At 45.2% G+C, this 18,317-nt stretch carries 16 protein-coding genes; 11 read left to right on the forward strand and 5 right to left on the reverse strand.

Annotation, left to right across the window (positions count from 1 at the left end):
- Nucleotides 1–121: 121 nt before the first annotated feature.
- On the forward strand, nt 122–544 hold the full coding sequence (locus tag EGM68_RS03220) for a MarR family winged helix-turn-helix transcriptional regulator (protein WP_013369200.1): 423 nt from the start codon (nt 122–124) through the stop codon (nt 542–544).
- Between the two features lie 119 nt (nt 545–663).
- Here the strand turns inward: EGM68_RS03220 and EGM68_RS03225 are convergent, their stop codons facing one another.
- Entirely contained in the window at nt 664–1,242 is a 579-nt protein-coding gene (locus EGM68_RS03225) for a TetR/AcrR family transcriptional regulator (RefSeq protein WP_129548643.1), read from the reverse strand.
- A 188-nt stretch (nt 1,243–1,430) separates the two neighbouring features.
- On the opposite strand from EGM68_RS03225, the gene EGM68_RS03230 reads away from it, so the two are divergent.
- On the forward strand, nt 1,431–2,654 hold the full coding sequence (locus EGM68_RS03230) for an MFS transporter (RefSeq protein WP_129548644.1): 1,224 nt from the start codon (nt 1,431–1,433) through the stop codon (nt 2,652–2,654).
- Nucleotides 2,655–2,668: 14 nt separating this feature from the next.
- Here EGM68_RS03230 and EGM68_RS03235 read toward each other — a convergent pair whose 3' ends face one another.
- Nucleotides 2,669–3,097, reverse strand: coding sequence for a DUF3995 domain-containing protein (locus EGM68_RS03235; RefSeq protein WP_013369203.1), 429 nt, complete (start codon nt 3,095–3,097; stop codon nt 2,669–2,671).
- A 12-nt stretch (nt 3,098–3,109) separates the two neighbouring features.
- Nucleotides 3,110–3,664: a TetR/AcrR family transcriptional regulator gene (locus EGM68_RS03240; RefSeq protein ID WP_129548645.1), complete on the reverse strand. Its 555-nt coding sequence runs from the start codon at nt 3,662–3,664 to the stop codon at nt 3,110–3,112.
- Between the two features lie 546 nt (nt 3,665–4,210).
- On the opposite strand from EGM68_RS03240, the gene thrS reads away from it, so the two are divergent.
- Nucleotides 4,211–6,124, forward strand: coding sequence for a threonine--tRNA ligase (gene thrS, locus EGM68_RS03245; protein ID WP_025675680.1), 1,914 nt, complete (start codon nt 4,211–4,213; stop codon nt 6,122–6,124).
- Nucleotides 6,125–6,283: 159 nt separating this feature from the next.
- Here thrS and EGM68_RS03250 read toward each other — a convergent pair whose 3' ends face one another.
- Nucleotides 6,284–7,084, reverse strand: a complete 801-nt coding sequence (locus EGM68_RS03250; RefSeq protein WP_102163370.1) for a GTP pyrophosphokinase — start codon at nt 7,082–7,084, stop codon at nt 6,284–6,286.
- 277 nt (nt 7,085–7,361) lie between these two features.
- Here EGM68_RS03250 and EGM68_RS03255 point away from each other — a divergent pair, with 277 nt between their 5' ends.
- Genes EGM68_RS03255 through EGM68_RS03265 form a run of 3 tightly spaced genes read left to right on the forward strand, consistent with a single transcriptional unit; the run spans nt 7,362 to nt 9,510 of the window.
- Nucleotides 7,362–7,823 (forward strand): S-ribosylhomocysteine lyase, encoded by a 462-nt coding sequence (locus tag EGM68_RS03255; protein WP_013369209.1) that lies wholly within the window; start codon nt 7,362–7,364, stop codon nt 7,821–7,823.
- Between the two features lie 5 nt (nt 7,824–7,828).
- Complete coding sequence (locus tag EGM68_RS03260; RefSeq protein ID WP_013369210.1) at nt 7,829–8,599, forward strand: SDR family NAD(P)-dependent oxidoreductase; 771 nt, start codon at nt 7,829–7,831, stop codon at nt 8,597–8,599.
- Between the two features lie 29 nt (nt 8,600–8,628).
- Nucleotides 8,629–9,510: a MetQ/NlpA family ABC transporter substrate-binding protein gene (locus EGM68_RS03265; RefSeq protein WP_013369211.1), complete on the forward strand. Its 882-nt coding sequence runs from the start codon at nt 8,629–8,631 to the stop codon at nt 9,508–9,510.
- A gap of 65 nt (nt 9,511–9,575) precedes the next feature.
- Here the strand turns inward: EGM68_RS03265 and EGM68_RS03270 are convergent, their stop codons facing one another.
- Complete coding sequence (locus EGM68_RS03270; protein ID WP_129548646.1) at nt 9,576–10,415, reverse strand: AraC family transcriptional regulator; 840 nt, start codon at nt 10,413–10,415, stop codon at nt 9,576–9,578.
- 240 nt (nt 10,416–10,655) lie between these two features.
- Between EGM68_RS03270 and EGM68_RS03275 the strand changes: the two genes are divergently transcribed.
- The 5 genes from EGM68_RS03275 to EGM68_RS03295 all read left to right on the forward strand — a co-directional run bounded on the left by EGM68_RS03275 (nt 10,656) and on the right by EGM68_RS03295 (nt 18,291).
- Nucleotides 10,656–12,839, forward strand: a complete 2,184-nt coding sequence (locus tag EGM68_RS03275; RefSeq protein ID WP_129548647.1) for an alpha-galactosidase — start codon at nt 10,656–10,658, stop codon at nt 12,837–12,839.
- 128 nt (nt 12,840–12,967) lie between these two features.
- Entirely contained in the window at nt 12,968–14,749 is a 1,782-nt protein-coding gene (locus EGM68_RS03280; protein ID WP_129548648.1) for a sensor histidine kinase, read from the forward strand.
- A complete protein-coding gene (locus EGM68_RS03285; protein WP_129548649.1) occupies nt 14,746–16,296 on the forward strand; it encodes a response regulator transcription factor in 1,551 nt (516 codons plus the stop codon). Before EGM68_RS03280 ends, EGM68_RS03285 begins: the two co-directional genes overlap by 4 nt.
- 85 nt (nt 16,297–16,381) lie before the next feature.
- A complete protein-coding gene (locus tag EGM68_RS03290) occupies nt 16,382–17,338 on the forward strand; it encodes an ABC transporter permease (protein ID WP_040102229.1) in 957 nt (318 codons plus the stop codon).
- 14 nt (nt 17,339–17,352) lie between these two features.
- Complete coding sequence (locus EGM68_RS03295; protein WP_013369217.1) at nt 17,353–18,291, forward strand: carbohydrate ABC transporter permease; 939 nt, start codon at nt 17,353–17,355, stop codon at nt 18,289–18,291.
- Nucleotides 18,292–18,317: the final 26 nt, after the last annotated feature.

Genomic DNA, 18,317 nt, shown 5'->3' on the forward strand with positions numbered 1-18,317 from the left:
ACGCAACTAAATGAACGGTTCTAGTTTACAGCAAATTAGTTGCGTGCGCAACAATATTATTGTAAACTTTGTTTTGGTCCCAGCTGGGGATTGCCATTTTCAAGCCAATGAGGTGTATTTAATGAGGAAAAAACCGATTGGAAAGCTAATTTCCCACCTGTACCGTCGAAATCAAAAAATACTGTCCAAAAAACTGGCTCCTTACGGAATCGGCAGTGGGGGGCAACACAGTTTTTTAAAGCTTATTTTGCAGCGACCGGGCATTACACAGGAGCAACTGACGAATGAACTTAAATTTGACAAGGCAACCACAGCCCGCTCTGTAAAACAATTAGAGGAATCAGGCTACATTGAACGTAAAACGGACCCGAATGATCGTCGTTCTCAACTTGTGTCTCCCACGGCCAAGGCATTAGAATTCGCTCCTGTCCTACAAGCAATACTGGACGAGCTCAATGCCGGTCTTGTCCACAATTTATCCGAAGAGGAAGAGGACCTTCTGATCGACTTACTGCAAAAGATTAGTATAGATCCTGACGAATAAATAAAGCAGGAGTTAGCATAGAGGATCGGCGGGTAAAAGAAAAAGGAAAAAAGAAATAAGCAGCCACCACGGAGAATACTCTGTGGTGGCTGCCAGCCCCGCTATATGGCATTCGCAATTCAGTCCAAGCTAATCCCTTCGAACGCATTCATGACTAATTGTCGTACATAGGCATCGTCTAATGGATAACCAGTTACCAGCAATCGATAAAAAATCGGCCCATAAATGAGATCGATACATAATTCAACATCGAGATGCTCCTTCAATTCCCCGCGCTCAATTCCCCGCTCAATTAGATGCCTGGCTTCAAGTCTTCGAGGATGGAAATATCGTGTTCGGTATGCCTCTGCTAATCCTGGATCAAGTTGCCCTTCACCAATTAACTCCGTAATGATTTTACCTTCTCGACTTATTAAAAACCGTACTAAATTCGTAGCATGAATGAGAATATCGTCCAATACACGACCCGTGTCGGGCACGGGCAATCTTGCCATGGTAGCTGACAGGAAACCATCCATCACTACGGCAGCTTTGTTAGGCCACCATTTATATATGGTGGCTTTGCTCACTTTTGCTCGCTCAGCAATTTTTTCTACCGTAACAGCCCCAAAGCCTTGCTCCAACAGTAGATCATAAGAGGCGGTAAGGATAGATTTTTGCGACTCGACATTACGCGGACGTCCTCTTTTACTCTGCACTGGAATGCTCACCTTCTTACATAGATATAAGAAAACATTAAAATAAACTATACGTTCAGTATATCAAATATCAGGTAAGAATAAAAAGTTGAATTTGCCTATTTACAAAACGAAACGTTCAGTATATTATTTGATTATAGAATTAAAGAACTATACGTTCAGTATTTAAATTATTGAGGAGGATTATCATGCAAAGAGAACAACAAGCCGTAGAAGGTAACCGTATTTCAAATTGGATGATGTTTCTGTTGGCAGCGGCATGCGGCCTTATTGTTGCCAACCTTTACTATGCTCAAACCCTGGTAGGACCTATTCATGTAGCGATGGGCCTTTCTTCCACAACAGCGGGCTTCATTGTCACTTTAACTCAAATCGGTTATGTTGTGGGACTGCTGTTTATCGTACCCATTAGCGACATTATTGAAAATCGACGGCTCATGGTCGTATCGCTCATCATTACAGTCTGTGCATTGCTCGTTGCTGCCTTCGCCCCCAATGCCACGTTGTTCTTGATCGCATCCTTGTTCATTGGAGTTGGATCTGTAGTAGCCCAAATACTGGTGCCGTATGCTACCTATTTAGCATCCGAAGAGCAGCGCGGCCGGGTTGTCGGGAATGTCATGAGCGGACTCTTGCTAGGGATTATGTTCGCACGTCCATTGGCAAGCTTCATAACCAGCATCTGGGGCTGGCAAGCCGTATTTATTATGTCAGCCATCGTTCTGACATTGTTGACGATTCTTCTCTCGCGGGCTCTTCCAGAGCGCAAGCCTGTACCTACGGTATCTTACAGTAAACTGATTCTCTCGCTAGGTACTCTTTTCAAACAAACGCCTGCATTGCGCCGCCGTGCCTTATATCAAGCCTGCCTATTTGGTGCTTTCAGCCTGTTTTGGACGGTTGTTCCTCTACGCTTGGCGGATGATTTCGGCATGTCCCAGCAAGGAATTGCACTGTTTGCTCTAGTAGGTGTAGGGGGCGCAATAGCAGCTCCAATTGCCGGAAGATTGGCTGATAAAGGCTGGAGCAAAGGTTTAACCGGGCTAGCTATGATCATTGCCGCCTTGTCTTTTTTGGTCATCTATATTTTTCAAAGTCATTCGACGGCTGCGCTCATCCTTCTCTTTGTTTCAGCGATTACACTGGATATGGCTGTATCGGGAAACCTGGTGCTTGGACAGCGTGTCATTTACTCCCTGGGAAGTGAAGCGAGAGGGCGTCTGAATGGATTATTCATGTCTATCTTTTTCATAGGTGGAGCGATTGGATCATCATTAGGTGGTTGGTCTTATGCGTTGGGTGGTTGGAATTTCAGCGCTCTGATTGGAGTCATTTTGCCTGTGCTGGCTTTACTGTACTATTTCACTGAGAAAGAAACTGGTGGAGACGTAAGAAAGAAACAAATCGGGTAAAGATCAGCTTTAAGCTATGCCGTACGTAAAAGCATCATCATTAAAATGGCTGTTCCCAAGAGAAAACAAAGGGGCGAATAGAGCACAGTATCCCATTTTGCAAAAACCGTTCCTTTTTTTCTCTTGAAGAACCCTACCCATTTGAAATCTCCTATAGATCGTAAAATAAATAAACATGACAACAAGCCTGCACCGTAGAAATAGAAGAAATGGAAAAACTGAATTGGTACGACTCTCCCTAACTCCAAAACGAACCAAGCGGCTAAGGCTAGTAAAATGGCAACAATCGACGTCCCTATTTTGGAGGGTTTAAAAAGCAAATCCGTTCCCGTGCTTGGGATCGCTGCCTTAGCACCTTTTTGTCCGCCGAATACCCAATATAAGTGCATACCGCTCAGTACAAATAGAATTCCGCCAACTGCCCATGTAAGTAACTCCAACATCTGATATCCCCCTTAATTTGAAATCCACTCTGTCCAAATCATATGAATATGCTGCTGGATCGCTTCTTCACTTAACGTTTCTTGCTTGTGACGCTCATACCAACCCAAGTAGTAGTGGTACAACATCCATGATCTCTGAGAGGCTTTCTCTGGCTGCATTCCCTTCTGGACTAAAAGCTCTTTCATAAACTCCATTCGCATCTGTTCGACTTCATTGAGCAAGGAACGGTAACTATCATCCTTCAATGACAGCTTGCGCAGATAAAACAGAAAATCGCCCCGTTTTGTCTTGCCAAACATCTGGGTTAGCAACTCTTGGATTCGCTCATCTATAGCAGCATGGGTGATGGACGCGGCAATAACCTGTTGTGTCGTCTGTGCCTTCCATGTCTCTACAATCTGTCGAATATAGCTGCTGCGATTGTTAAAATACCAATAAAAACTGCTTTTACTGCACCCTAAAGTAGCGGCCATTTTTTCAACAACGAGCTCATCGATTCCCCCCTGCTCAAAACGTTCCATTCCTTTTTGAATCCATTGTTCTTCTGTGACAATAATTTTAGGCATCTCTCCCGCTCTCTTTCTGTACGGTATCGTCTAGATGAAATTATCTTACAGTTTTTTTAGTAGTGTGTAAATATAGGCCTATTCGTCTCCATAGCCGGATGATAAATAAGGCATAACTTTACATAAAGGCCCACTTGAAATACCTGCGAATTTAATCTATAATGCTGTAGCATATAGTAATATTCAAGGCACTGACCAAAGACATGATTTCCTTGAAGGGCCGTTCAGAGAGAAAAGACGAGGCTGAGAGCTTTTCCGGCAACCGCATGTGAAGTTACCCCTTTGTAGCCGTGACGTTGAACGTGTAGCTGTGCAAGCTGGCAGTGACATCAGTAAGCGCCCACCGATTTATCCCCGTTAACGGATACCAATGGAGGGCCACGCAGGTCGTGCATGAGCATGTTTGGATGAACATGAATGTATGTACAGTAGCGGGCCGAACTAGGGTGGAACCACGAGCTGAACGCACTCGTCCCTTGAGGGAGAGAGGCGTTTTTTTGCGTTCAATTTTGATATAGCACACAATTTGAAATGGAGGCTTTAATCGTGAGTATTCAAGTGAAATTGCCGGATGGAGCCGTACGTGAGTACGAGCAGGGCGTAACTATCGCCGACGTGGCGGGTTCGATCAGCTCCGGGCTGAAAAAAAACGCAGTAGCAGGTAAAGTGAACGGGAAGGCTGTCGATCTGAACACCGTTTTGGATCAGAACGTTGACCTTGAAATTGTTACGCTGGACAGTGCAGATGGTCTGGAAATTTACCGTCACAGCACAGCGCATTTGCTGGCCCAGGCGCTCAAACGCATTTACGGTGAGAAAAATGTGAAGCTGGGTATTGGTCCAGTCATCGACAGCGGCTTCTATTATGACATTGATATCGAAAACCCACTGTCCGTTGACGATCTGGCGAAGATCGAAAAGGAAATGGCGAAGATCACGCAGGAAAATCTGCCGATTACACGTCGTGTGGTTAGCCGTGAGGAAGCAACTCGTATTTTTGGTGAAATGGAAGATCCATTGAAGCTGGAACTGATCCGTGATTTGCCAGAAGAAGCGGAAATTACGATTTATGATCAAGGCGAATTTTTTGACCTGTGTCGTGGCCCGCATCTGCCGTCCACTGGCCGTATCAAAGCTTTCAAACTGTTAAGTGTAGCGGGTGCATACTGGAGAGGCGATTCCAACAACAAGATGCTGCAACGTATCTACGGAACAGCATTCCCTAAAAAAGCACAACTGGATGAGCATTTGCACTTGCTGGAGGAAGCAAAAAAACGCGACCATCGCAAGCTGGGTAAAGAGCTCGAGCTGTTCATGTTCTCCGAAGAAGCACCTGGTATGCCGTTCTACCTGCCTAAAGGTATGGTTGTGCGTACTGCGTTGGAAGATTATTCCCGTGACATTCAACGTCTGCATGGCTATGAGGAAGTACGTACACCGCTGATGATGAACAACCGTCTGTGGGAACAATCGGGACACTATGAGCATTACAAGGAAAACATGTACTTCTCCGAAGTAGATGAAACTACATTTGCTCTGAAACCGATGAACTGCCCGGGGCATATGCTTGTATTTAAAAATGAACTTCATTCTTACCGTGATCTGCCGATTCGTATATCCGAATTTGGACAAGTGCATCGTCATGAGCTGTCCGGCGCGCTGAACGGTATGATGCGTGTTCGTACATTCTGTCAGGATGATGCGCATATTTTCGTTACACCAGGTCAGATTGAAAAAGAGATTACGGACGTAATCAAGCTGATTAACGAAATGTATAGTGTGTTTGGCTTTGACTTCACAGTGGAATTGTCCACACGTCCAGATGACTTTATGGGCGAGCCAGCGCTGTGGGATCAAGCGGAACAAGCTCTGCAAAACGTGCTGGATCACCTGGGCATCAACTACCGTATTAATGCGGGAGATGGAGCATTTTACGGTCCGAAAATTGACTTCCACATTCTCGATGCGCTCAAACGCAGCTGGCAGTGCGGAACGATCCAATTGGACTTCCAAATGCCTGAAAAATTCGACCTCACTTATGTGGGCGAGGATAACCAGAAGCACCGTCCGGTCGTTATTCACCGTGCTATCTACGGTTCAATTGACCGCTTCATGGGCATCCTGACTGAGCATTTTACAGGTGCATTCCCATTGTGGTTGGCTCCTGTTCATGCGAAGCTGTTGCCTGTATCCGAGAACTATATTGAGACTGCCAATGAGGTGCAGGAAGCGTTGCTAAAAGCGGGTCTGCGCGTCGAAGTGGATACTCGGAATGAGAAGCTCGGTTATAAAATCCGTGAAGCGCAATTGGAGAAGGTTCCATACATGTTCGTTATCGGGGAAAATGAAAAAACAACCGGTACTGTAGCCGTGCGCAAACGGGGTGAAGGCGATCTGGGGTCATTCAGCATTGCGGACATCGTTGAGAAAATCAGCACAGAGATTCATGAGAAGCAGTAATATTTGATTTGATTGAAAAAAAGTGTAAAAGAGCCGTCAAAACCATGATCATAGTGGTGTTGACGGCTCTTTATTTATACATTTTACATAAGTTCCTAAGTTCCAGCACGAGGGGGAACAGCCTAGAATGAATGATTTAGTTATCCTGTGGCTGTATGCCTAGCACGTCTGCGACCGAGAAGTGGCGTGATCTGCGGGGAGGGAAAGTGCCTTCAAAGCTGACTCTTCAGCTCGTTTCCCTGGAGACTCTTCCACATTCTGTTCCTCGCTAAGCGATAAAATTTCCCCGCGCAGCTTGAGCATTTTCTGATCCAGTTCGTAGGTTGCACGTGCAGCTTCGGTCAATCCGTTAACGACATGTTCGGGCACTTTCTTATCAAACTTATAGTACAAAATATGCTCCATACTGGCCCAAAAATCCATAGCCAATGTGCGCAATTGAATTTCGACCTTAATCCAGCGTGTGCCCTCAAACAGAATCAGTGGAATTTCCACAATAACATGTAGGCTCTGATAGCCGTTGGGCTTAGGATGGGCAATATAGTCCTTGACCTCCAGTATGCGAATGTCTTCCCGTGTGCGGAGGTGATCCATCAGACGATAGATATCTTTGACAAATGCGCATACCACACGCATGCCTGCGATATCATGAATTTCACGCAATATATTGTCCAGGGTGACTTCATGCCCTTTGCGCCGAACCTTTTCCACAATGCTGTGGGGTTCTTTGATCCGGGTTTTAATGTGCTCAATCGGGCTAAAACCATCTATCAGCTTCCATTCCGTCTGGATCAGCTTAATTTTGTTCTTTAATTCCTCCAGAGCTAGTTGATAAAGGACGGGGATCTTCTTCCATTCCTCTAGTTGCTTGGCGTCAACACTGTTCTGGTCCAGCTGTAGCTGAAATTCCTGCAAGGGCAAAGGGACAGCATTCAAGTGCTTCCAATCCGGTTCATTCACAGAGCATTCTCCTAAATGAGGCTTACGATGTCCTCGATCTATTTCGTAAAGATGGATTACCGTATATATTGTACACTATGTCAAAACGTACAGGCAAAGGAGAAACGGACAAAGAAATGAGAAATAAAATAATAATTATAGTGGTAAAACCGAGTAATCCGATGTATAATTGCAAAAATGCTGATTTAAAGCATTAAATTTTTAAAAAAATAGCACAAATGTTGAGTAGTCGTCATTAGACTAAAAATAAAAATTACAGAAAATGAGGATGAGAAAAATGGCAAAAGTAGAAAGCTTCCAATTAGACCACACGATTGTAAAGGCCCCTTATGTAAGAGCAGCAGGAGTAGAGCATGATGAAAAAGGAAGCACGGTACAAAAGTATGACTTGAGATTTCTGCAACCGAATGAAGACGCACTGCCAACAGCAGCTGTACATACGCTGGAGCATTTATTGGCAACGTATCTGAGAGACGAAATCAAAGGCATTATTGATATTTCTCCTATGGGCTGCAGAACGGGATTCTACTTGATTTTATGGAATGAACACGAGCCTGAGGAAATTGCACTTGCTTTGGAAAAAACCTTGAAAAGAATTCTGGAAACGACAGAAGTTCCGGCTGTTACTGCTTTGGAATGCGGGAACTATAAGGATCATTCTCTTTTTTCGGCACAGGAATATGTGAAGATTGTGTTGGAGGCTGGCATTAGCCGCGATCCTTTCAAAAGAGTATTTTAAAATCTATGATTTCAATAGACCTATCTCATCAGACAGCAGTAGTGACAGGCGGCAAGTCAGGTATAGGCAAGGGGATTGTAGAGCTGTTCATTCAGAGTGGAGCTAAAGTCATTTCTGCTGATATTTCTTATGAAGAGCCGTATAGAGTGGTCAATTCACAGCTGGTTGAAACTCAATTGGACATATCCAAACCGGATGATATCGAAAGATGGTGCAATCTGCTAATCAGCGAAACGGGAGTTCCTGACATCTTGGTGAACTGCGCAGGTACTTCTACGATGGATTATGTCATTGATAGTGAGTTGGCTGATTGGGAAAAAGTATTTTCGATCAATTCAACTGGGCTGTATGTAGCGTCCAAACGATTTGCCAAGGAAATGGTGGATGCGCGTAAACCGGGGCGAATTATCCAAATTGCTTCGCAGGCTGGTAAAAATGGATATCGGGCCATGGGCGGATATTGTGCATCCAAACATGCGGTTCTCGGCTTGACCAAGGTGATGGCCATTGAGCTTGCTCCGCATCAAATTTTGGTAAATGCGGTTTGTCCAGGTATCGTAGAAACGCCGATGAAGCATCGCGAGCGGATTGAAGGGGGCGTTATTCGCGGAATGACCGCCCAGGATATATATGAAGAAGATTGTTCGCAGGTACCTTTGGGGAGAACGGCTGAGGTAGAGGATGTCGCCAATGTGGTGTTGTTTCTGGCAAGTCCGCTCTCCGCATATATGACAGGACAAGCGATTAATGTTACAGGTGGAATGACGATGCACTAGCATACTAGCATGATCTGGGGGAAAACAACATGAAAAAATCGTTCGTTTTACTATTAGGGATTAGTTTATTACTCGTAGCCGCAGGATGCGGTAATAAAAGCACAGACAGTAATGGCTCCAGCTCCGCTTCCGGTGCGGAAACGCAAAAAGTAGTCATTGGTTCCATGGGGTCTGACGCGCAGATTTGGAAGCATATTGCCCAATCCCAGGCCGCCAAGGATGCCAAGCTGGATATTGAAGTAAAGGAAATTAACGGTGGGATCGAAACGAACAATGCGACTAGACAAGGCGATGTGGACGTGAATGCATTCCAATCATGGGCGTATCTGGTGAGCTATAACAAAGAGAGCAAAGCCGATTTGAAGGCGATAGCTACTACCTACCTGGAGCCGATGGGGATTTATTCGCAAAAGTTCAAAAGCATTGATGAAGTGACTGACGGAGCGTTGGTGGCTTTGGCGGACAACCCGGCGAATACAGCAAGAGGTTTGAAGCTGTTGGAAGCATCCGGTTTAATTAAGCTTAAAGCTGACTTTAATGATGCTTTAGGTACAGTCAATGATATTACTAGTAATCCTAAAAACCTGAAATTTGAACTAATCGACGACAAAACAGGTCCGCGCGTGATTCAGGATGTAGGCTTGGTGTTGATCGGGAACACGATTGCTTTAGAAGGCGGTCTGAACGTACTGAAGGATTCCTTGTTCCACGAAGAGATCAGTCAGGCAACAAAGAACAATATTAACGTCCTGGTTACTTCATCGGATAAGGCAAACGATAAGGGACTACAAAAATTAGCAGATCTCTATCATAACGAGGATACCCAAAAATACATTAAGGATGAATTTGGGGGCACCAAAGTAGAGGTTAAAGAACCTGTTTCTTATTTGGAAGGGCAAACCGCAAAATAAATAAAAGAGGTCAGCCAGTTTTCTGGGTGACCTCTTTTGTTCGTTAGAGGTTTCTACTTGTAATTTCAGTAGTCGTTTTGAATTTGAGCATGGGTTTCGGATCGATAATGCTTGGGAGAGAATCCCTTTACCTTTTTAAAAATTTTGGAGAAGAGCAAAGGATCATTATAGCCGACTGAACGGGAAATATCGCCTATTGAAAGTTCAGCGTTACCCATCATTTCACAAGCTTTGTTGATCCTATAGCGAATCAAATAATCTTGAATGCTTGTGTTTACTCGTTGTTTAAATAACGAACATAAATAGCTCCGATTGAGTCCGATAAAATGTGCAATATGCTCAATGGTAATTTTCTGAGCATAATTCATTTCGATAAAGTCTTTCACTTTTTCAACGTAAATTTCTGCCCGACCTTCTTTTTGGTCGGAGGACGCTGCCGGACTGAACTCTATAAGCTCCGATAACATTAAGTAAAGCAGCCCGGTCAATCTAGTTTCCCGACCCTTAGGGCATTCACTTGATACGTTCATTTGCTGCAAATACTGATAAATCAAATGGTCTCCTTCAAAGTAGAGGATTGGGGACGTCATCGTCAGGCCTGCCTGCTTGAGGAGTGTTTCTGCCAGTGTCCCATTAAAACCAAACCAGCAATAAGACCAAGAATTTACGGCATCGGCTTGATAATAAGTGATGACTTGCGGGCAGATTAGAAACCACTGTCCTTTCCGCAAGCGATAACTGAACCCGCCAACCTCGAAGGTACCCTCTCCGTCCAAAACATAATGGAGCAAATAGTGATCTCTTATAGCAGGTCCAAAAAAGTGACTGGGTATGCATTTCTCTATGCCAAACTGAGTTAGATACAATTCAGAGTGCTGTTTACTACGTGGCAAATACTCTATCACGGTAAAATCTCCTTATGTAAATTATCAAGCATTATAACATAAATAGTGAGCACCATGCCATGTACTTCATATCTAAAATTAATATATGATTTCTGTAGAACCTACTGCTATATTGTTAGATCTTATCAAGCTTTACACCATATGAACTTAGTTGACGCCTGCTACATAAAGATTCTTCTAAGTGCCTTTTTGGTGTGGATCTCTGATGATTATTATCTAAGAGAGGGGTTATTTCTCCCAATGGCTATCATTGTTCAAGAGCAACCGGGGCTGTTTCATTTGCAGTCGTCGGGCATGAGTTATATTATTCAGATTGTCGATGGATTTCCTGTGCATGTATACTGGGGAGACAGGTTGAAGCACCGTGAGCCCATGGCTGATCTTTTGCTTCACACTCCTACGACGGCTGGATTGGATCGGCTGCCGCAAGAATACCCACAGTATGGAAGTGGAGACTTCCGTACCCCGGCGTATCAAGTAGAGCTGGAGGATGGAACTCGCATCACGGAATTAAAGTACGATGGTTACCGGATTATTAAGGGAAAGCCATCTTTACCAGGTCTTCCAGCCGTATATACCGAGAATGAAGCTGAAGCGGATACGTTGGAACTGGAATTAAAAGATGCCTTTTCAGGTCTTAAAGTGGTTCTTCTTTATACTGTTTTTACGGATCGAAACGTAATCGCTCGTTCGGCTCGTCTAAGTAATGAGGGGGAACAAAGTCTTCGACTCCTCCGTGCGCTAAGTGCCAGTGTCGATTTCTCAGGGAAAAGCGATTTAGAGTTCATGTATCTTTCGGGAGCATGGGCACGGGAAGGGAATATTACCCGCAAACCGATCCTTCAAGGTGAAACCCGAATTGATAGTAAAAGGGGCATGAGCAGTCACCAACTTAATCCTTTTACTGCATTGGTCACGCAGGAGACAACTGAACGCCATGGTGAGGCATTCGGCTTTAGCCTTGTGTACAGCGGGGGCTTTGAGGCTGGAGCGGAATTAGATTCATTTGGCTCTACCCGGTTTAGCATTGGCGTAAACTCCTTTGACTTTTCATGGTTACTGAGCCCAGGAGAGAGCTTCCAGACACCAGAAGCCGTTATGGTTTACTCTGGTCAAGGACTGGGAGAAATGTCGCGTACATATCATCGCTTGTATCGAACTCGGCTTTGCCGAGGGAAATATCGGGATGAAGAACGCCCTATTCTGGTCAATAACTGGGAAGCTACCTATTTTGACTTCAATGCAGATAAGCTGGTATCGATAGCGAAGGAGGGGGCAGAGCTAGGCATCGAGCTCTTTGTCTTGGATGACGGTTGGTTCGGAAAACGGGATTCTGACAATTCGTCTCTCGGTGATTGGTACGAGGATCGTCGGAAGCTGCCAGACGGACTGGCTGATGTCGCGAAACGTATCAATCAATTGGGGCTTAAATTCGGGCTCTGGTTCGAGCCGGAGATGATCTCCCCAGACAGTGAGCTGTACCGGAAGCATCCAGATTGGTGCCTTCACGTTCCAGGACGGCGGCGCAGCGAAGCCAGATGGCAGCTGGTGCTGGACTATACTCGCAAGGAAGTACGCGATTACATCTACGATTCGCTGGCTGCCATTTTCTCCAGCGCCCCAGTCTCGTACGTGAAATGGGATATGAATCGCTGTCTGACGGAAATTGGTTCCGCTGCTCTGCCGCCGGAACGCCAATCCGAGACTGCCCATCGCTATGTTCTTGGATTGTATGAGCTGCTGGAGCGCGTCACCACCGAATTTCCGCATATTCTTTTCGAGAGCTGTTCAAGTGGCGGAGGACGCTTTGACCCAGGCATGCTTTACTACATGCCTCAAGTCTGGACTAGTGATAATACCGATGCGGTGGAACGCCTGAAGATTCAATATGGAACTAGCCTTGTCTATCCTGTAAGCGCCACCGGAGCGCATGTGTCAGCAGTTCCGAACCATCAAGTTGGACGCATAACACCCCTTGATTTTCGAGGTGATGTGGCCATGTCCGGAAACTTTGGATATGAGCTTGATCTCACGAAATTCACCGATGAGGAAAAAGAGACGGTCAAACGTCAAATCGCAGTATATAAGCAGATACGTGGCTTAGTACAGAAAGGTGACTTGTATCGCCTAAAGAGCCCGTTTGAAGATAACGAATCGGCTTGGATGTTTGTTTCTGAAGACCAAGAGGATGCCATCGTCTACTATTTCCAAGTGATGGCTGTCCCAAACGCGCCTTGGCGAGCCCTGCGCCTTGACGGACTAAATCCAGAGCTCGAATATGAGGTTCAGTCAGGAAATAGCGGGCAAAAGTCTATCCATGGGGGGGATCGGCTTATGAAGTTGGGCCTACCTCTTGTCTACAGACAGAAAGACTATGAAAGTGGATGGTTCAGGCTTCGGGCATTAAGGTCCAACAAGGCTTAAGGCTTAAAGGATCAGTACAACAGTACAATTGGCGAAAGATAGAAAACAATCGACTGAGTTATGCATGCCCCTTTTTGTATAAAGGGGCATTTTGCGCGCATCAGCGTACTGATTGGGGAGGACAAGCCATGTTTTTTATACGAATGATGAATGACATGAAACTGAGAAAGAAGATGACGCTTACATTCATTTCGGTAGCTGTTCTTCCCTTGCTGTTATGCGGCCTGTTTCTGACTGGGAAGCTTCGAGAGGCCGTCATTAAGGACGCCTTTATGCAAGCAACCAACAACGTCGAGCGGGTCCAAAATCGTACAGAAGAACTGATTAAAGTGCCGCTGGACATCTCGTATCGGCTAACCAATGACAATCGGATGAAAATGGTGGCCAGCCAAAAGTATGACAGCTACATCGAAGTCATTCAGGCTTACCGGGAGTATACAGGTATTCGTGACTACCTCCAATTGTACAAAGAGATATCCGGCATCCGTGTCTATGTCCCTAATCCTGGAGCACTTAATAATTGGGAATTTATCCAGCCGGACGAAAGAATCACAACCGCAGGTTGGTACAAGGAGGCCATAGAGCAGAAAGGATTGGCTGGCTGGAATTTAATTAAGGATGAGAGGTACAATGCCGATTATCTCAGCCTGATTCGATCATTCTCAGTAAATTCACCAGGGCGCAAAGGGGTTCTGGTCATAAATGTTAACAAGCGCCAATTAAATTCAATCCTGAATCAGGAATCGTTCCCTACCTTGATCGTGGATAACCGGAATCAGATTGTCGCGTCCAATGAAGCAGAGTTGTTTGGGAAGAATCTTTCTGAAATTCATGCCGACGAAAATATACTTTTCCAACAGGAAGGAAGTTACAACACACTCATTAACGGAAAAGCATCGAAAGTGGTGATCGCAAATCTTACTCCACAGAACAGCTGGAATGGACTTCGCATTATTTCCGTTTTTTCCGTTTCTGAAATTACCCGAGATGCTAATCAAGTGATATGGCTCGGCGGAGTCGTGATCACAGCTAGTCTAATATTTGCAGCCTTACTTATCTATGCTTCTGCTTCGCTATTATCCAGAAGGCTTCTCCGCTTGAGCAAGCATATGACCCAAGTAGGGGCGGGCTCGTGGGAAACCTATCTCCATATCGACGGAAAAGATGAAGTTGGTCTACTATCGAGGGAATTTAACGCGCTCGTCAGTAACGTAAACCATTTGGTCCAGGAGGTTCAAGAAACGAATCGTCAGAAAAACCTGGTGGAACAGAGACAGAACGAGATCAAGTTCAAAATGCTGGCAAGCCAGATCAACCCGCATTTTCTCTTCAATTCTCTAGAGTCCATTAGAATGGAGGCCCACATTCGCCAACAGGACGATATCGCTAAAGCCGTCTGGCAGTTGAGCGCGTTGTTGCGCAGCAGTCTAGAGGCCGGTAACGACAAGATTCCACTGCGTAAAGAGCTTGAGCAAGTGTGCTGTTATCTTGATCTTCAAAAATTCCGGTATGAAGACCGTTTGGAGTATCGCTTAATGGTTGATCCGGATTTGGAGGAAACACTGGTTCCACCTCTGATTATTCAACCATTGGTGGAGAATTCTATTGTACACGGTCTGGATAATCAAGCAGAAGGAGCTGTCATTGAAGTGAAAGTTAAGAAAATCCCGGAGGGGGTTCGAGTTATGGTATGTGACAACGGCGCCGGTTTCACGGACGATCGTCTCGTCCTTGTACAAGCAGAGCTTGCTGCATCTGTACATGAACAGGAGGTCCAGCGAATTGGACTACGAAACGTAAATGATCGTCTCGTCTTACTATATGGGACCTCTAGTGCCTTACATATTGAGAGCGAGCCTGGAAAAGGCACTTGTATTCAGTTTTTCATACCTGGAGGTGAAACCAAATGATTAAGGTAGTCATCGTTGACGATGAACCGAAGCTTCGTCAAGGGCTTCAAACACTGATTCCATGGGAAAGCCTCGGATGTATCGTTACAGCTACGGCAGCCAATGGAAAAGAAGCATTGGAAGTCATCGAGGAAAAAGCTCCTGATGTCGTAATTGTCGATATCCGCATGCCGGTTATGGATGGCTTACAGTTGATTGAGCACTTGAGATCCGGTGGTCATCATTTGCATTTTATAATCCTCAGTGGATATGCCGACTTCGAGTATGCCAAACAAGCGATTAAATACGGGGTGTTCGGCTATCTCCTTAAACCGGTCGACATTGATGAAATGACGTCCAGTATAAAACGGATACGCGAGCGAATCGAAGAGGAGCACCTTCAAGAGGAGTGGCGTAAGAGAGAGGTTATTAATCGCGATTTATACCTGCACAGTCTGCTCGTCCCTCAAGAGAAAACTGAAGATCCCGCCAAGTTGAGAAGTAAAGCAATAGAAGCGGATTTGTTGTGGACCAGCTACGAAGTCGTGGTCGTCTACCCGCGTGTTTCCGAAGTAGACCGTTCCGATGTCGCATACCAGCTTTCGAATGGATTAAAGGCAAAGATCGAGGGGCAGATGATGGGGCTTGTCACAGTAATCCCACCGTATACAGTCCTGTTGCTCAACGCGCCGCTGCGCGGAAGAGAACGGCGTGAATTTCTGCACAATGAAATTCGTAATGCTGCGGGTAATGTTAGGTTCGTCGCTGCAACCGGAGGGGCAGTATCTGCTCCTGAAGATATTTGTAAATCTTTTTTAAAGGCCCAGGAAGCGGTAAAACAATCCTTTTTCAGTGAGAAGAACCGACTGCTAGGTCCGCATCCTTTCTTTTCTCCTGCGCTGGATTCCCCCCGATTATCTGCTGATAAAGCTGAAGAAACGATGGAGGAATTCATCTTCCGCCTGTATTACAGTCTGGAAGTAGGGAACCAGACTGTAATACTTCCATTGTTGAACGAGGCGGCAGCATTTTTTCTCCAACAGGGGCAAGATGAGAAGTCGATCAAAGAGTCGTTCTTCTTTCTGTCCAATGCGGTCATTCACAAGCTGACCGCGGGTTTCTGTATCGAGTTGAAAGAGACGGAGGAAGTTTCCCGTTTTTTGAATGGGATATACCAGCATGATCATTTACATGATCTTTTGGAAGAGACCTACCGTTTCCTGCTAGCTTTGGCGAAAGACTCCGAACCTCGTGGAAAGGAGCAGGAATTCAAAAAAATGATCGACTTCATTCACAGTCATTATACAGACAACCTGAAGCTGGAAACGCTGGCTGGACTACTAAACTATAGTACTGCCTATTTGGGTCAGCTATTCAAGAACAAGACTGGGGAGTACTTTAACACCTATCTGGACAGAGTCCGTATCCACAAGGCAAAGGAGTTGCTGGACCAGGGAATGAAAGTTTACGAAGTCGCTGAAAGCGTCGGCTATACAAGTGTTAACTACTTTTACAGCAAGTTCAAAAGGTACGAAGGCTGTTCACCGTCGGAATATAGAAATCCATAATTTGTGGATGATTTTTCCCGAAATCCGTTGTATGGGCTCTGACTCTCCTCTGTTTTATGATGGATTTAAGAGAGGGGATGAAAAAATGAAAGCGGTAACAGCGAATTCGGAAAACGCATACAAAAAACCGAAGCGGAATGCTTGGAAGGTATTTAAAAGCCAAAGGTATCTTTATTATATGTCCATTCCGTTTGTGATCTGGGTCTTCATCTTTCAGTATTTGCCGCTATGGGGCTGGACAATGGCATTTCAGAAATACAGACCCGGTTTGAGTTTTTTTGAACAGAAGTGGGTGGGCTTGGAGCATTTTCGTACTTTGTTCCAAGATGATCATTTTTACCAAGTACTGCGGAACACGTTGGCTATGAGTCTTATGGGACTGGTCGCTGGTTTTATTGTACCGGTTGTCTTTGCTCTATTGCTCAACGAGGTCCGTATTCAGGTTGTAAAACGATTTGTTCAGACTGTATCTTATCTGCCGCACTTTGTTTCATGGGTGGTTGCTGCAGGCATTGTCACCAAAATGCTTTCAGCGGATGGCGGTGTCGTAAACGATATGCTCATGGGTCTAGGCATCATCGATCAGCCAGTCCAGTTTATGGCCCAAGGTAAATTATTTTGGTGGGTTGTAACTTTCGGAGACATCTGGAAGGAAACCGGTTGGAACGCTATTATTTATCTGGCTGCCATCGCCGGTATTGGTCCTGAATTATACGAGGCTGCACGGGTGGACGGCGCTAGCCGATTCCAGCAAATGTGGCATATTACGCTGCCGGGGATCCGGCCGACCATTATCATTCTCCTGATTATGTCTATTGGCCATCTGCTCGGTACGGGATTCGAGAAGCAATTTCTGTTGGGCAATCACCTGGTCATCGATTACTCTGAAGTACTTGATTTGTATGCGCTTAATTATGGTCTGGCGATGGGACGCTACTCTTTCGGGACGGCCATTAATATCTTCAATTCGGTGATAAGCCTGGTCCTATTGTTTGCGGCTAACGGAATCTTTAAGCGCTATACCAACGAGAGCATTATGTAAGGAGGAGAATAGACATGGAGGCTGTCAAAAGCACTACGCCGGTCAGCGGATTAAATAACAAGCTTAAGTCTAAATCACCACAAGACCGAATCCTAGAGGTAGTTGTTTATGTTTTCATGATTGTGGTAACCGTTCTGACGATCTACCCGTTCTTAAATGTGTTGGCTATCTCTTTTAACGATTCGGTGGACACCATTAGAGGGGGAATCACCATCTGGCCAAGGCAATTTACTTTGAAAAATTACGATTTGATTTTCACCTATGAGGGGTTAATCACTGGATTCAAAATCTCCTTTCTGCGGACCGTCATTGGCACCGTAGCGGGCTTGGTCAGCGGCTCGATGCTCGCTTATACGCTTGCCCGAAGTGATTTTCAAGCCAGAAGGTTCATCTCAATTTTTCTTGCTGTTACCATGTATGTTTCCGGAGGGTTAATTCCAGGTTTTATACTGATGAAGGAATTGCATTTAATTGATACATTTGCCGTCTATATTTTACCGGGCCTTGTAAGTGCGTTTAACGTCTTCATTATTCGTTCCTTCATTGATGGTCTGCCTTATGCGTTACAGGAATCAGCTAAGCTGGATGGTGCCAACGATTTCACGATCTACTGGCGCGTTATTCTTCCTCTTTGCAAACCAGCATTAGCGACCGTAGCGCTCTTCTTGGCGGTTGGACAATGGAACTCTTGGTTCGATACTTATCTGTTTAATGGGTCCAACGAATCGTTGACGACCCTGCAATATGAATTGATGAAAATTTTGCAAAGTACGACAACAAGCGCAACCAATTCCCAGGACGCTGCCAATATGGCGGAGCGTATGGCACAGGTTTCGCCGGAATCCGTCAAAATGGCAATCACCATCATTGTTACCGTACCGATTCTAATCGTCTATCCTTTTCTGCAAAAATATTTTGTTAAAGGTATGACGCTTGGAGCGGTAAAAAGCTAAAACGAGGCAACATTCATTATAAGGGG

Origin of the sequence: Paenibacillus sp. M-152, from assembly GCF_003856555.1 — a bacterium.
GTDB lineage: Bacteria > Bacillota > Bacilli > Paenibacillales > Paenibacillaceae > Paenibacillus > Paenibacillus polymyxa_C.

What these genes read in the sequence shown, in the direction of transcription:
- EGM68_RS03220 (WP_013369200.1), top strand. Translation starts at nt 122, where the DNA reads ATGAGGAAAAAACCGATTGGAAAGCTAATTTCCCACCTGTACCGTCGA.
- EGM68_RS03230 (WP_129548644.1), top strand. Translation starts at nt 1,431, where the DNA reads ATGCAAAGAGAACAACAAGCCGTAGAAGGTAACCGTATTTCAAATTGG.
- EGM68_RS03235 (WP_013369203.1), bottom strand. Translation starts at nt 3,097, where the DNA reads ATGTTGGAGTTACTTACATGGGCAGTTGGCGGAATTCTATTTGTACTG.
- EGM68_RS03240 (WP_129548645.1), bottom strand. Translation starts at nt 3,664, where the DNA reads ATGCCTAAAATTATTGTCACAGAAGAACAATGGATTCAAAAAGGAATG.
- EGM68_RS03255 (WP_013369209.1), top strand. Translation starts at nt 7,362, where the DNA reads ATGGCAAAAGTAGAAAGCTTCCAATTAGACCACACGATTGTAAAGGCC.
- EGM68_RS03260 (WP_013369210.1), top strand. Translation starts at nt 7,829, where the DNA reads ATGATTTCAATAGACCTATCTCATCAGACAGCAGTAGTGACAGGCGGC.
- EGM68_RS03265 (WP_013369211.1), top strand. Translation starts at nt 8,629, where the DNA reads ATGAAAAAATCGTTCGTTTTACTATTAGGGATTAGTTTATTACTCGTA.
- EGM68_RS03275 (WP_129548647.1), top strand. Translation starts at nt 10,656, where the DNA reads ATGGCTATCATTGTTCAAGAGCAACCGGGGCTGTTTCATTTGCAGTCG.
- EGM68_RS03280 (WP_129548648.1), top strand. Translation starts at nt 12,968, where the DNA reads ATGTTTTTTATACGAATGATGAATGACATGAAACTGAGAAAGAAGATG.
- EGM68_RS03285 (WP_129548649.1), top strand. Translation starts at nt 14,746, where the DNA reads ATGATTAAGGTAGTCATCGTTGACGATGAACCGAAGCTTCGTCAAGGG.
- EGM68_RS03290 (WP_040102229.1), top strand. Translation starts at nt 16,382, where the DNA reads ATGAAAGCGGTAACAGCGAATTCGGAAAACGCATACAAAAAACCGAAG.
- EGM68_RS03295 (WP_013369217.1), top strand. Translation starts at nt 17,353, where the DNA reads ATGGAGGCTGTCAAAAGCACTACGCCGGTCAGCGGATTAAATAACAAG.